The sequence below is a fragment of the Azospirillum lipoferum genome, from assembly GCF_024170005.1.
In the GTDB taxonomy this organism is placed as follows: domain Bacteria; phylum Pseudomonadota; class Alphaproteobacteria; order Azospirillales; family Azospirillaceae; genus Azospirillum; species Azospirillum lipoferum.
Genome location: NZ_JALJXJ010000003.1, coordinates 50,658 through 64,219 on the forward strand (window position 1 = coordinate 50,658; position 13,562 = coordinate 64,219).

Consider the following 13,562-nt stretch of genomic DNA (forward strand, 5'->3'; position numbering starts at 1 on the left):
TGTCGGATGCGGCCGTCAGAGGGCCTCGGCACCGGAGATGATCTCGATCAGCTCCTTGGTGATGTAGGCTTGGCGCGTCCGGTTGTAGGTGATCGTCAGCTTGTTGATCATGTCGCCGGCGTTGCGCGTCGCGTTGTCCATCGCGGTCATCCGGGCGCCCTGTTCGGACGCGGCGCTCTCCAGGAGGGCGCGGTAGATCTGGATGGACAGGTTGCGCGGCAGCAGTTCGGCGAGGATCTGCTCCTCGTCCGGCTCGAACTCATAGAGCGGCTTCACCTCGTCGGTGGCCGCGGCCGCCTCGCCGGGGACGGCGAAGGGGATGAGCTGCTGAACCGTGACGATCTGGGAGATCGCCGACTTGAACTTGTTGAAGATGACCGAGCAGACGTCGAACTCGCCGGCGTCGAACATCGCCAGCACCTTCGTCGCCACCATGTCGGCGTCGCTGAAGCCGAGCCGGCGGCGGCCGACATCCTCGTAGCTCTCGACGATCAGCGAGGCGAACTCGCGGCGCAGCTGGTCGCGGCCCTTGCGGCCGACGGTCAGCACCTTGACGGTCTTGCCCTCGCCCTGCAGGCGGGTGATCTGACGCTTGGCCTCGCGGACGATGGAGCCGTTGAAGGCGCCGCACAGGCCGCGGTCGGAGCTGATGACGACCAGCAGATGCACCTTGTCGGCGCCCGTCCCGGTCATCAGCTTCGGCCCGTTGCCGCTGTCCTGCACGTTGGCGGCCAGGGACGACAGCATCCGGCCCATACGCTCCGCGTAGGGACCGCTGGCTTCCGCCTGCTCCTGGGCGCGGCGCAGCTTGGAAGCCGCAACCATCTTCATGGCCGAGGTGATCTTGCGCGTCGACTGGACGCTCGCGATCCGGTTCTTTAGGTCCTTGAGGTTAGGCATGCCGGCCCTTCAATTCCGCTCGAGGTCGTTCCGTGACCGCCGTTTCAGGGCGGTGGGGGGCGGTTTCCCGCCCCCGCGCGCGGTCGGTCAGGCGAAGACCTTGGCGAAGCCGTCGAGGAAAGCCTTCAGCTTCTCTTCGGTCGCCGAGGTGATCTGCTTGTCGGTGCGGATCGCCGCCAGGATATCGGCGCCCTTGGCGCGGATTTCCGACAGGAACTTGGCCTCGAAGCGGTTCACGTCCTCGACCTTGATGGCGTCCAGGTAACCCTTCACGCCGGCAAAGATCGACACGACCTGCTCTTCGACGGGCAGCGGCTGGAACTGGCCCTGCTTCAGCAGTTCGGTCAGACGGGCGCCACGGGCCAGCAGGCGCTGGGTCGAGGCGTCGAGGTCCGAGGCGAACTGGGCGAAGGCAGCCATCTCGCGGTACTGCGCGAGTTCCATCTTGATGGTGCCGGCAACCTGCTTCATCGCCTTGATCTGGGCGGCGGAGCCGACACGGCTCACCGACAGACCGACGTTGATGGCGGGACGGATGCCCTTATAGAACAGGCCGGTTTCCAGGAAGATCTGACCGTCGGTGATCGAGATCACGTTGGTCGGGATGTAGGCGGACACGTCGCCGGCCTGGGTCTCGATGACCGGCAGGGCGGTCAGCGAGCCGTTGCCATGGGCGTCGCCCATCTTGGCGGCGCGCTCCAGCAGGCGGCTGTGGAGATAGAACACGTCGCCCGGATAGGCTTCGCGGCCCGGCGGACGGCGGAGCAGCAGCGACATCTGGCGGTAGGCGACGGCCTGCTTGGACAGATCGTCGTACACGATCAGGGCGTGCATGCCGTTGTCGCGGAAATACTCGCCCATCGTGCAGCCGGTGTACGGCGCCAGGAACTGCAGCGGAGCCGGCTCCGACGCGGTGGCGGCGACGACGATGGAGTATTCCATGGCGCCGGCGTCTTCCAGGGTCTTGACGATCTGGGCGACGGTGGAGCGCTTCTGGCCGACGGCGACGTAGATGCAGTAGAGCTTCTTGCTCTCGTCGTCGCCCTGGTTGATCGGCTTCTGGTTCAGGAAGGTGTCGATGACGACGGCGGTCTTGCCGGTCTGACGGTCACCGATGATCAGCTCGCGCTGGCCGCGCCCGATCGGAACCAGGCTGTCGACGGCCTTCAGGCCGGTCTGCATCGGCTCGTGCACCGACTTGCGCGGGATGATGCCGGGGGCCTTCACCTCGACGCGCTTGCGCTCGACATTGACCAGCGGGCCCTTGCCGTCGATCGGGTTGCCCAGGCCGTCCACGACGCGACCCAGCAGGCCACGGCCGACCGGAACGTCGACGATGGTGCCGGTGCGCTTGACGGTGTCGCCTTCCTTGATGCCGCGGTCGTCGCCGAAGATCACGATACCAACATTGTCGGTCTCGAGGTTCAGCGCCATGCCCTGCAGGCCACCCGGGAACTCGACCATTTCGCCGGCGCGGACGTTGTCCAGGCCGTGCACGCGGGCGACGCCGTCACCCACCGACAGGACCTGACCAACCTCGGCGACATCCGCCTCGGTCCCGAAATTCGCGATCTGCTGCTTGAGGATCGCAGAGATTTCTGCGGCGCGGATATCCATCAGACTGATCCCCCTGAGGCCTTCATGGCGAGTTGCAATTTGTTCAGCTTCGTGCGCACCGAGGTATCGACCATGCGCGAGCCGAACTTAACGATCATGCCGCCGATCAGCTCCGGATCGACGGAGGTGTTCACCAGCACCTTGGAACCGATGGACGCCTTGAGCGCGTCGATCACGGCGTTGCGCTGGGCATCGCTCAGCGGCTGGGCCGAGGTGACCTGCGCCGTGACCTCGCCGCGGCGCCGGGCCAGTTCGGCCAGGAAGCCCTCGATCATCCCGTCGATCGCGAACAGGCGGCGGTTGGCCGCCACCAGCCCGATGAAGCGCTTGGTCAGATCGGACACGCCGGCGCTGTCCAGGACGGCGGCCATGGCCTTGCCCTGATCGGCGCGGCTGATGACGGGGCTGCGGACGAGGCGACGGAGGTCAGCGCTCTCGGCCAGGATCTGCTTCAGCGTGGTCAGGTCGCTCGCGACCGTGTCCAACGCCTGGTTTTCGTCCGCAAGCTCGAACAGCGCGGTGGAGTAGCGCGCGGCGAGTTCGGATACGCCTGTTCCTTCGGATGCCACCTGATCCCTCGAATTGAGTTCGGTAGACGGTGAATTCGGCGGCCTTATAGGGTGTCAACCCGAGGCACAAACACCCCGGCCGCGAAAGCGAGCGGTCCAATATCACAGGAATCGCGCCCACGCAACGGGGTCTGGACAATTTGGCTGCGGCGTTTTGAGCAACTGCGGAATCATTGGTCGCAACTGCGTTCGCCGAGGACTCGGGCGCCGCTCGACTGGTCATACCGGCTGTGACTTCGATGTGGCCCTATTGCCTGTTTAATTCAAGGTTAACCAATCTGATCCACGGTCGGTCGGAACCGCGCAGGCGGCCGATCCGACCTTGTTTTCCCGTCGTTTCGCCCCGCCACCGCCGGCCAGGCGACCAGGGACCTATCCGCGATGACCATCCTGCCGACGACCGACACCGTTGCGACTGCCGACGCGAACACCGCCGCCGGCACCGGTTTCCGCGGGGAAGAACGCGCGGCCAACGTCATCCAGTTCTGCCGCGCCCGCTTCACCCCGGACGATCTGGACGCCTTCGCCGCCGTGGCCGAACCGAAGATTCGCGATGGCCACTGGGTCGGCGTGCTGCGCGAGTCGGGACGCGATCACGACCGGCTTCTGGTACTGCTGCCCGAGGTCGACCGCCCGGTCTTCCGCTTCGAACGCGACGCCAAGGGCCGCTACAGCCTGTCCTTCCACGACCGGTCTGGCTGGTACGGCATCGGCGCCGGTGACAGCGCCGCCGACTGCCTGTCGATCTGGCGTCCGCGCCGCCCGCGAACTCCCTGACCCCGGTTGGTCGATGCCGTCGCCCGGATGATTGGGCGAAAGAATTTCACCATGTAAAAAAGAGATGTGCGGCATCCCGCCGCACCGGTTTCACTTTACCGGTTTCGGCACCGGATTCAGCGGCGACCATCCCGCTTCAGCGATAGACCCCGACCGCCAGCATATAGGGCTTGCCGTTCAGCACCAGGCGGCGGGCGTGCATCGTCTTGCGGGCAACCTGGCCCGTAAGCGGGTCGATCCATTGGTAGGTGACGTCGGTGCGGCCGTCGCGCGCCACCCCGTCCAGCGCCTCGCGGATGAAGGGCTTGCCGTCGACGTCGTGCAGGTCGTTCAGGTTCGACCCGTTCAGCGTCGCGGTCCAGCCATGGGCGACCATCACGCCCTTGTCGTCCAGCAGCATCGGGTAGAGGTCGCGGTCGGTGAAAGCGCTATCATGACCGGCAAACGCTTCGGCCGCCGCCTCCGGACCGATCCGCTCCAGCAACTGCTGGGCACGGTCGATCATGGTCAACGCCTCCGCATCGGTGCCGCGGGTGCGGGCCGGAGCACCGGCGGCGAAGGCGATGACCACCAGCAGCAGAAGGACCGGCAGCACGGTCAGCAGCGTTTGCCGCTGAACATGCAGACGAAGCTTGGAGATCATGCCGGCCATCAGCCTGAACCTGTGCCTATGGATGTTTGGGCCCACTGGTCCGGACCCCGGAGGAATGTTTCGATTCGGAACCGTCCCGCCGTGGTAATACCATGCCCGGCGTCGCGCAATGGACCAAACGTCACAGGTGCCATGTCCGACCGCCCCGGCGGCGGAATCGTGTCAATTCGCCGCAGCCTGCCCCATCCGCGCTAACGGCACCTAAAGGAAGCTGTAAGGGTCGACATCGATCTGCACGCGGATGGCCGGCGGGATCTCCACCTTGTCCAGCCATTCCGCGATCAGCGGCTGCACCTGGGTGCTGCGCGGCGCCTTCAGCAGCAGACGGCGGCGGTGCCGTCCACGCAGCAGGGCCAGCGGCGCCGGGGCCGGCCCCAGCACATGGACGGTCTCGCTGCGCGGTGCCGCACGGCCCAGCGCCATCGCGACCCGCTCGACCAGCGTCGGGTCCTCGCCCGACACGATCAGCGCCGCCAGCCGGCCGAAGGGCGGCATGCCGGCCTCCAGCCGCATCTCCGCCTCCAGCTGGTAGAAGCCGTCGCGGTCGCCGGCGGCCAGCGCCTGCATCACCGGATGTTCGGGCATGAAGGTCTGCAGCATCACCCGCCCCGGCCGCTCGCCGCGCCCGGCGCGCCCGGCCACCTGATGCAGCAGTTGATAGGTCCGCTCCGCCGCCCGCAGGTCGCCGCCGTTCAGCCCCAGGTCGGCGTCGACCACCCCCACCAGCGTCAGCATCGGGAAGTGGTGGCCCTTCGCCATCACCTGGGTGCCGATGATGATGTCCAGCTCGTGGCGGCCGATGCTCTCCACCATTTCCTGGATGGCGCGTGGGCCGTGTAGGGTGTCGGACGCCATGATAGCGGCGCGGGCCTCGGGGAACAGCTCCGCCACCTCCTCGGCGATGCGCTCCACCCCGGGACCGCAGGCAGCCATGGTGCCCTCCTCGCCACATTCCGGGCAGGCATGGGGCAAGGGCTGCTGCAAGCCGCAATGGTGGCATTGCAGCTTGCGGGCCAGCCGGTGCTCGACCAGCCACGCCGTGCAGTTCGGGCACTGCATGCGATGGCCGCAGGCGCGGCACAGGGTCAGCGGGGCATAGCCGCGGCGGTTCAGGAACAGCATCGCCTGCTCGCCGCCGGCCAGCGTGTCGGTCAGCGCCTGACGCAGGCTGGGCGCCAGCCAGTGCCGGGCAGGAGGACGGTCGCGCCGCAGATCGACCAGTTCGACGTCGGGCAGCACGGCGCCGCCATGGCGGGCCGGCAGCTCGATCCGGGCATAGCGGTGGCTGTCGGCGTTGACCTTGGTCTCCAGCGACGGCGTGGCGGAGACCAGGGCGATCGGCAGCCCGCCCAGATGCGCCCGCGCCACCGCCATGTCGCGGGCGTGGTAGATCGCCCCCTCCTCCTGCTTGTAGGCGGAGTCGTGCTCCTCGTCGACGATGATGACGCCCAGGTCGGGATAGGGGAGGAACAGCGCCGATCGCGCACCGACCACCACCGGCACCTCGCCCTTCGACACCGCGCGCCAGGTGTCGCGGCGCTGCGCCCCGGTCAGTTCCGAATGCCATTCCGCCGGCGGCGCGCCGAAGCGGCGGGCGAAGCGGTCGAGCCACTGGGCCGACAGCGCGATTTCCGGCAGCAGCACCAAGGCCTGCTTGCCCTGCTCCAGCGCCGCAGAGATCGCTTCGTAATAGACCTCCGTCTTGCCCGACCCGGTAACCCCGTCCAGCAGGACGGTGGAGTAGCTGCCCGACGCCACCCGCTTGCGCAGATCGTCGGCCGCCGCGCGCTGGTCGGGCGACAGGCTGGGTCCGGGCCGGCGCCAGTCCGGCCGGCCGAGCCGGGTCGGCTGCAGCATCACCGGTTCCAGCAGCCCGGCCTCCGCCAGCCCGCGCACCACCGTCACGCCGCAGCCGGCCTCCTCGGCCAGCTCCGCGGGCGTACGGGGAGGCCCATCCTCCAGCAGCGCCAGGATGCGCTTGCGCGGGTCGGTCATCTTGAAGCCGGGCGGCGGCTCCGCATCGGGTTTGCGCAGATAGGCCAGCATCGGCTTGGGCGGCTCCAGCGCCGACGGCACGCTGACCGCCATGCGCAGGACGAAGCCCGGCGGCGTCATGGTGTAGGCGGCGACCCATTCGACGAAGCGGCGGCCGACCTCGGTCATCGGCGGCACATCGAACCGGCGCACAACCGCCTTCAGCCGGCCGGACTCCAGCGCCCCGGCACCGGAACCCCAGACGACGCCGATCACCCGGCGCGGCCCAAGCGGCACCTCGACGAAATCGCCGGGGACCAACTCCATGCCCTCCGGCACACGGTAGTCGTAGGCCTCGCGCAAAGGCAGCGGCAGCAGCACGGCGACGCGGCGATCCGGCCCGCGATGCTGCGGCTTCGCCGGAAAGTCGGTGGAAGCGGGCGCGGAATCGCCTTCGGGCTGCCCCGTTTCGGGCGCGTCCCCAAGAAGATCCCCCTGAAGGCCCGGGGCGGAACTGGCGGAAGTCGAACGCATCGGCTAGAGTGGCCTCATGTCCCGGGCACCGGGCGGGACGGCGCGTCGGTCAGCTTTCCGGCGCGGCCGGTTCCGGTCAACATCAGCAAGCATGGACCCTTCGTCATGAAGTTCTTCGTCGACACCGCCGACATCGCCGAGATCCGCGATCTGGCCGATACCGGTCTGCTGGACGGTGTTACCACCAACCCCTCCCTGATCGCCAAGTCCGGCCGCAAGTTCCTCGACCTCGTGGCCGAGATTTGCGACGTCGTCAACGGTCCGGTCAGCGCCGAGGTGGCGTCCACCGACTTCGAGACCATGCTCGCCGAGGCCCACAAGATCGCCAAGATCTCCCACCGCGTCGCGGTGAAGGTGCCGCTGACCCCGGCCGGCCTGAAGGTCTGCAAGATCATCTCGTCCGAAGGGACGATGGTCAACGTCACGCTGTGCTTCTCCCCCGCCCAGGCGATCCTGGCGGCCAAGGCCGGCGCCAGCTTCGTGTCGCCCTTCGTCGGCCGCCTGGACGACATCGGCCAGGACGGCATGGGCATCATCACCGACATCTGTGAGATCTATCGCAATTACGACGCCTTCAAGACCGAGGTGCTGGTTGCGTCGATCCGCAACCCGATGCACATCGTCAAGGCCGCCCGCCTGGGCGCCCATGTCGTGACCGCGCCGGCGTCGGTGCTGAAGCAGCTGTTCAACCACCCGCTGACCGACAAGGGTCTCGCCCAGTTCGTCGAGGACTGGAAGAAGACCGGCCAGTCGATCCTGTAAGGCGGGCCGGAGCGATCATGGCCGACAGGGGCCGCGAACCGGGCCACACCCCGCGACAGGCGTCGGCGCTCTCTTCGGAGGACGTGCGTGCCTACCTGCGGAACCACCCGGACTTCCTGGCCCAGAACGCCGATCTGGTCCACCATCTGACCCCGCCGTCGGTCGACCGCGGGCGTGGGGTGGTGGACCTCCAGGCCTTCATGGTCGACCGCCTGCGCGCCGAGGTCCGCACCCTCAAGGACCAGCAGCGCGAGCTGATCGGCACCAGCCGGGCCAACCTGAACAGCCAGAACCGCATCCATGCCGCGGTCCTGTTCCTGCTCGATGCCCAGAGCTTCGAGCAGCTGATCCAGACCATCACCACCGACCTCGCGGTCCTGCTCGACCTCGACGTCGCCTGTCTGGTCATCGAATCCAACGGTACCGACATTCCCCATGTCCACCGCTCCGGCGTGCGGGTGGTGGAGCCGGGCGCCATCGCCGACCGACTGGGCCGCGCCGACGTGGTGCTGAACACCGACATCCAGGGCGACCCCGAGATTTATGGCCCCGGCGCCGGCCTCGTCCGGTCGGAGGCGCTGATTCGCATCCAGGTCTCCAGCGAGACGCCCGATGGCCTGCTCGCCTTCGGCAGCCGCGAGCCCGACACCTTCCAAAGCGGCCAGGGCACCGAACTGGTCGGCTTCCTCGCCCGCGTCGTCGAGCGGGTGATCCGCGGCTGGCTGGAGTTGCCGGCGTGACCGAACCTGCTTTGGGTTTTTCCGCCAGGCCCGACGTCCAGGACGTGCTGGCCCACTGGCGGCGCTGGATGGAGAGCGAGAAGGCGGTCTCCCGCCACACCCTGTCGGCCTACACCGCCGATGTGGGCGAGTTCCTGCGCTTCCTCACCGAATTCCGCGGCGGTTCCCCGCCCTCGCTGAACGACCTCGGCGACCTGAAGGCGGCGGATTTCCGCGCCTGGATGTCCCGGCTGGCGATGGACGGTCTGGTCGGAGCCAGCCGGGCACGCAAGCTGGCGGCGGTGCGCAACCTGTTCCGCTGGCTCGACCGCAGCGGACGCCTTCACAATCCGGCCGTCGCCACCTTGGCCACGCCGAAGGTCAAGCGCCCCGCCCCGCGCCCGCTGACGGAAATCGACGCCGACCGCCTGCTGGAGGAAGCCGAGCGCGACCGCGAGGAACCCTGGATCGGTAAGCGCGACCGCGCCCTGTTCACCCTGCTCTATGGCTGCGGCCTGCGCATTTCCGAGGCTCTGGGACTGGCGCGCAAGGATGCTCCGCTGGGCGACACGCTGCGCGTCACCGGCAAGGGCCGGAAGGACCGCATGATCCCGGTCCTGCCGGCGGTGACGGAAGCGGTGCGCGCCTATATCGAGTCCTGCCCTTTCACGCTGGCGTCCGACGGCCCGCTGTTCGTCGGCACCCGCGGCGGCCGGCTGAACGCCAGCGTCGCCCAGCACCAGATGCAGAAGCTGCGCGCCCTGATGGGAATGCCGGACAGCGCCACCCCGCACGCCCTGCGACATAGTTTCGCGACCCATCTTTTGGCGGACGGCGGCGACCTCCGCGCCATCCAGGATCTGCTCGGTCACGCCTCTCTATCGACAACCCAGCGTTACACGGACATCGAAAACGAACAGCTGATGAACGTGTACCGCAATGCCCATCCTCGGGCACGCAAGGGCTAACCGCGACCGGTCTCCGCAATCACGGAATGCATATCGGGGTATTCAAGCCGCCCGTTCGCCTGATGGGTGGGTGAGGCTTTCTCTTGCTGGACGCAAATTGCCGACCATTCGTTTTCAAATGAGCTTTTAAAAGCTATTTTCTGTTCTCGAATTCACCGCGATTTTTCGCCACAGGAAATGCTACAGTGACGAACAAGCATCATACTTTCGAAGCAAAGACCAGCGCCTAACCCTTATTGGCCGTTTACGTTTCATTAATCGCAGAAATTCAAATCTTCCCCGTCGCGAGACTTACGCGGGGGAAATGGTCATGCAAATAAAATCTATCCAGTCAAAAATTGCGATGCTGTCGGGATTCTGTCTGGCCGGCACCGTAGCCGTGCTCGTCGGGTTTGCCGTACTGTCGACGCGCTCCAGCAACGAGTTCGTCACGGAGAATGTCGAACGGATCCTCGAAAGCAAGACGACCGAATCCCTGCAAAATCTCGCGGCAACCCAGGCCGGCCTGCTGCGGTCGGAATTTGACACTGCGCTCAATGCCGCGCGGACGATGGCAAACACCTTCTCCAGCCTCGCCGACGAGAGCGCGCCCGGCCATGTCCCGCCGGAACGGCGACGCGAGGCCTTCAACGGCGTGCTGCTGTCGGTCCTGAAGAGCAACCCGCTGTTCAACGGCACCTATTCGGCATGGGAACCGGATGCGCTCGACGGCCGGGACGACGAGTTCCGCAACCGCCGCGAAACCGGCACCGACGCCACCGGCCGCTTCATCCCGTACTGGAACCGCGACCAGAACGGCCGCATCGCCATGCAGCCCCTGGTCGAATATGACAGCCGCGACCGCCATCCCAACGGCGTGATGAAGGGCGGCTGGTACATCGGTCCGCAGGAGAACGGGCGTGAAAGCGTACTCGACCCCCTGCCCTATATCGTCCAGGGCAAGCAGGTGTTCCTGGCGACCCTGTCGGTACCGGTGGTCATCGGCGGCAAGTTCCGCGGCGTGGCCGGTGCCGACTTCAACCTCGACTTCGTGCAGCAGCTTTCGACCAAGGTCAGCGCCGCCGTCTTCAACGGCCGCAGCCAGGTTGTCATCATCAGCAACATGGGGCTGATCGTCGCCCACAGCGCCCGGCCGGACCTGATCGGCCAGTCGATCTCCACCTTCGATACCTCCTGGCAGGCCGATCTGGCGGGCGTCCAGGCCGGCAAGCCGCATGTCGACATCGAAGCCTCCACCAACATGCTGCGCAGCTTCGCTCCCATCACGCTGGGCAACACCGAAAAGCCGTGGGCCGTACTGGTCCAGGTGCCGAAGGACATCGTGCTGGCCGACGGCATGGCGCTGGCTTCGGCGCTGGGTGAGCGCGCCAACTCCAACATCCTCTGGCAGGTCACCGTCGGCGCCCTGGTCGCGCTGGGCGCCGTGGCGATCATGTGGGTGGTGGCCGGCGGCGTCGCCCGGCCGATCCGCGCCAGCGTCTCCTTCGCCGAAGGCATCGCCGCCGGCCGCTTCGACCAGACGCTGGACATCCGGCAGGCCGACGAAGTCGGCGCGCTGGCCGACGCCCTGCGCAAGATGATGGCCGACCTGAAGCGGATGATCGACCAGCGGGCCGAGGACCAGGCCAAGGCTGACGCCGAGCGCCGCAAAGCCATGCTGCAGCTGGCCGACACTCTGGAAGCCCAGGTGATGAATGTGGTGGACGGCGTCGACCGCGCCGCCCAGTCGATGACCGGCACCGCCCAGACCATGACCGCCACCGCGACCCAGACCAGCCAGCAGGCCGGCGTGGTCGCCAACGCCTCCGAGGACGCCAGCAGCAACGTGCAGACCGTCGCCAGCGCCACCGAGGAGCTGTCGGCCTCGATCCAGGAGATCGGCGAGCGCGTCAACCGTTCCGCCCAGATCGCCCGGGAGGCGGTGGAAGCGGCCCAGCAGGCCAACGGCCAGGTTCTCAGCCTGACCGAGGCGGCCGAGAAGATCGGCACGGTGGTGCAACTGATCCAGGACATCGCCAGCCAGACCAACCTGCTTGCGCTCAACGCCACCATCGAGGCGGCACGCGCAGGCGAGGCCGGCAAGGGCTTCGCCGTGGTGGCGCAGGAGGTGAAGAGCCTCGCCAGCCAGACCGCCCGCGCGACGGAGGAGATCGCCGGCCACGTCACCGGCATGCAGCGGGTCACCGACGAGACTGCCAGCGCGATCAAGGGCATCGGCGGCATCATCGCCCAGATCGACGAGATCTCCACCGCCATCGCCGCCGCGGTGGAGGAACAGGGCTCCGCCACCGCCGAGATCGCCCGCAACGTCCAGCAGGCCGCCAGCGGCACCCAGGAGGTGACCAAGACCATCGCCGACGTCCGCAGCGCCGCCGTCGAGGCCGGCCATTCCGCCGAGAACGTCCTGTCGGTCTCCGGCCAGCTCGCCAGCGACGCCGGCCGCCTGCGCACCGCGGTGAACGGCTTCCTGTCGACCATCCGCGCCGCCTGACCGGCAGACCGACTGCCGCAACGAAAAAGGCTCCCCCGCCGGAGGGCGGGGGAGCCTTTCGTCGTTATGGACTTTGCAGGCCGCCGATCAAATGTCAGGGGATCAGATGTGCAGCGGACGTCCGTCCACCGCCAGGGCCGCTTCCTTGACCGCTTCCGACAGGGTCGGGTGAGCGTGGCAGGTGCGGGCAACGTCTTCGGCCGACGCGCTGAACTCCATGGCCAGCACCAGCTCGCCGATCATCTCCGACACGTTCGGGCCGATCATGTGGACGCCCAGCACCTGATCGGTGGCGGCATCCGACAGGATCTTCACGAAGCCGTCGGTGTTGCCGCCGGCACGCGCGCGGCCGTTGGCGGTGAACGGGAACTTGCCGGCCTTGTAGGCGACGCCCGCAGCCTTCAGCTGCTCCTCGGTCTTGCCGACGGCGGCGACTTCCGGCCAGGTGTAGACGACGCCGGGTACGAGGTCGTGGTTGACGTGGCTCTTCTGGCCGGCCAGCTGCTCGGCCAGCGCGACGCCCTCTTCCTCGGCCTTGTGGGCCAGCATCGGGCCTTCGACCACGTCACCGATGGCGTAGATGCCCGGCACGTTGGTCTGGAAATGGCCATCGATCTTGACACGGCCGCGCTCCAGCTCGACGCCCACCGCCTCAAGGCCCAGGCCTTCGGTGTAGGGGCGGCGGCCGATAGCGACCAGCACGGCGTCGGCGTCGATGGTCTGGGCAGCACCGCCGGCGGCCGGTTCGACCGTCAGGGTGACGCCGGTCTCGGTGACCGACGCGCCGGTCACCTTGGTGCTCAGCTTGAAGTCCATGCCCTGCTTGGCGAAGATGCGCTGGGCCTGCTTCGACAGCTCGCCGTCCATGGTCGGCAGCACGCGGTCGAGATACTCGACCACCGTCACCTTGGCGCCCAGGCGGCCCCAGACGGAGCCCAGCTCCAGCCCGATCACGCCACCGCCGATGACGACCAGATGCTTCGGCACCTCCGGCAGCGACAGGGCGCCGGTGGAGGAAACCACGCGCTTCTCGTCGATGGCGATGCCCGGCAGCGGGGTCACGTCGGAACCGGTGGCGATGACGATCGCCTTCGACGCGGTGATGGTGCCGACGCCCTCGACCTCGACGGTGTTGGCGGCGGTGATCTTCCCGGCACCCTTCAGCCAGGCGATCTTGTTCTTCTTGAACAGGAACTCGATGCCGGTGACGTTGTCCTTGACGACCTTGTCCTTGTGGGCCTGCATGCCCGGCAGGTCGAGTTCGACGCCGCCGACCTTGATGCCGAACTTGGCGAGGCCGTGGGCCGCTTCCTCGAACTTCTCCGACGCCGCCAGCAGAGCCTTGGACGGGATGCAGCCGACATTCAGGCAGGTGCCGCCCAGCGTCCCCCGCTTCTCGACGCAGGCGACCTTGAAGCCGAGCTGCGCCGCGCGGATCGCGCAGACATACCCGCCGGGGCCGCCGCCGATCACAACGACGTCAAAAGTGCTTTCAGCCATGAGAGGCTTTCCTTTCGCCATTCTTGCTCGTTGCCAAAAGCCGTCCCATCCAGCGGGGAGGGCACGCGGGATCTTCCGCGGGGCGATTTATGCCCGCGC

At 67.4% G+C, this 13,562-nt stretch carries 11 protein-coding genes; 5 read left to right on the forward strand and 6 right to left on the reverse strand.

Translation table 11 applies throughout. The features are described 5' to 3' along the window. Nucleotides 1–15 precede the first annotated feature (15 nt). The 3 genes from J2848_RS07685 to J2848_RS07695 all read right to left on the reverse strand — a co-directional run bounded on the left by J2848_RS07685 (nt 16) and on the right by J2848_RS07695 (nt 3,086). Nucleotides 16–900: a F0F1 ATP synthase subunit gamma gene (locus tag J2848_RS07685; RefSeq protein ID WP_149229575.1), complete on the reverse strand. Its 885-nt coding sequence runs from the start codon at nt 898–900 to the stop codon at nt 16–18. Nucleotides 901–987: 87 nt separating this feature from the next. Further along, on the reverse strand, nt 988–2,517 hold the full coding sequence (gene atpA, locus J2848_RS07690) for a F0F1 ATP synthase subunit alpha (RefSeq protein WP_063635335.1): 1,530 nt from the start codon (nt 2,515–2,517) through the stop codon (nt 988–990). Beyond that, nucleotides 2,517–3,086 carry a F0F1 ATP synthase subunit delta gene (locus J2848_RS07695; RefSeq protein ID WP_149229574.1) on the reverse strand — a complete coding sequence of 190 codons (570 nt, stop codon included), beginning with the start codon at nt 3,084–3,086 and terminating at the stop codon, nt 2,517–2,519. Before J2848_RS07695 ends, atpA begins: the two co-directional genes overlap by 1 nt. 381 nt (nt 3,087–3,467) lie before the next feature. Here J2848_RS07695 and J2848_RS07700 point away from each other — a divergent pair, with 381 nt between their 5' ends. After that, nucleotides 3,468–3,863 carry a hypothetical protein gene (locus tag J2848_RS07700; protein WP_149229573.1) on the forward strand — a complete coding sequence of 132 codons (396 nt, stop codon included), beginning with the start codon at nt 3,468–3,470 and terminating at the stop codon, nt 3,861–3,863. Nucleotides 3,864–3,999: 136 nt separating this feature from the next. Here the strand turns inward: J2848_RS07700 and J2848_RS07705 are convergent, their stop codons facing one another. Both J2848_RS07705 and J2848_RS07710 read right to left on the reverse strand, forming a co-directional pair. After that, a complete protein-coding gene (locus tag J2848_RS07705) occupies nt 4,000–4,515 on the reverse strand; it encodes a cache domain-containing protein (protein WP_149229572.1) in 516 nt (171 codons plus the stop codon). A 201-nt stretch (nt 4,516–4,716) separates the two neighbouring features. Beyond that, on the reverse strand, nt 4,717–7,023 hold the full coding sequence (locus J2848_RS07710; protein ID WP_149229571.1) for a primosomal protein N': 2,307 nt from the start codon (nt 7,021–7,023) through the stop codon (nt 4,717–4,719). Between the two features lie 105 nt (nt 7,024–7,128). Here J2848_RS07710 and fsa point away from each other — a divergent pair, with 105 nt between their 5' ends. From fsa to J2848_RS07730, 4 genes are all read left to right on the forward strand, one after another. Continuing rightward, complete coding sequence (gene fsa / locus J2848_RS07715) at nt 7,129–7,785, forward strand: fructose-6-phosphate aldolase (protein WP_109443238.1); 657 nt, start codon at nt 7,129–7,131, stop codon at nt 7,783–7,785. 17 nt (nt 7,786–7,802) lie between these two features. Beyond that, on the forward strand, nt 7,803–8,525 hold the full coding sequence (locus J2848_RS07720) for a DUF484 family protein (protein ID WP_149229570.1): 723 nt from the start codon (nt 7,803–7,805) through the stop codon (nt 8,523–8,525). Continuing rightward, nucleotides 8,522–9,472: a tyrosine recombinase XerC gene (locus J2848_RS07725; protein WP_149229569.1), complete on the forward strand. Its 951-nt coding sequence runs from the start codon at nt 8,522–8,524 to the stop codon at nt 9,470–9,472. The genes J2848_RS07720 and J2848_RS07725 overlap by 4 nt, the downstream gene beginning before the upstream one ends. Before the next feature lie 343 nt (nt 9,473–9,815). After that, nucleotides 9,816–11,963, forward strand: coding sequence for a methyl-accepting chemotaxis protein (locus tag J2848_RS07730; RefSeq protein ID WP_246193630.1), 2,148 nt, complete (start codon nt 9,816–9,818; stop codon nt 11,961–11,963). Between the two features lie 102 nt (nt 11,964–12,065). Here the strand turns inward: J2848_RS07730 and lpdA are convergent, their stop codons facing one another. Continuing rightward, entirely contained in the window at nt 12,066–13,463 is a 1,398-nt protein-coding gene (gene lpdA, locus J2848_RS07735; protein ID WP_149229567.1) for a dihydrolipoyl dehydrogenase, read from the reverse strand. Between the last annotated feature and the right edge of the window lie 99 nt (nt 13,464–13,562).

What these genes read in the sequence shown, in the direction of transcription:
- J2848_RS07700 (WP_149229573.1), top strand. Translation starts at nt 3,468, where the DNA reads ATGACCATCCTGCCGACGACCGACACCGTTGCGACTGCCGACGCGAAC.
- J2848_RS07720 (WP_149229570.1), top strand. Translation starts at nt 7,803, where the DNA reads ATGGCCGACAGGGGCCGCGAACCGGGCCACACCCCGCGACAGGCGTCG.
- J2848_RS07730 (WP_246193630.1), top strand. Translation starts at nt 9,816, where the DNA reads ATGCTGTCGGGATTCTGTCTGGCCGGCACCGTAGCCGTGCTCGTCGGG.
- J2848_RS07705 (WP_149229572.1), bottom strand. Translation starts at nt 4,515, where the DNA reads ATGGCCGGCATGATCTCCAAGCTTCGTCTGCATGTTCAGCGGCAAACG.
- J2848_RS07685 (WP_149229575.1), bottom strand. Translation starts at nt 900, where the DNA reads ATGCCTAACCTCAAGGACCTAAAGAACCGGATCGCGAGCGTCCAGTCG.
- lpdA (WP_149229567.1), bottom strand. Translation starts at nt 13,463, where the DNA reads ATGGCTGAAAGCACTTTTGACGTCGTTGTGATCGGCGGCGGCCCCGGC.
- fsa (WP_109443238.1), top strand. Translation starts at nt 7,129, where the DNA reads ATGAAGTTCTTCGTCGACACCGCCGACATCGCCGAGATCCGCGATCTG.
- J2848_RS07710 (WP_149229571.1), bottom strand. Translation starts at nt 7,023, where the DNA reads ATGCGTTCGACTTCCGCCAGTTCCGCCCCGGGCCTTCAGGGGGATCTT.
- atpA (WP_063635335.1), bottom strand. Translation starts at nt 2,517, where the DNA reads ATGGATATCCGCGCCGCAGAAATCTCTGCGATCCTCAAGCAGCAGATC.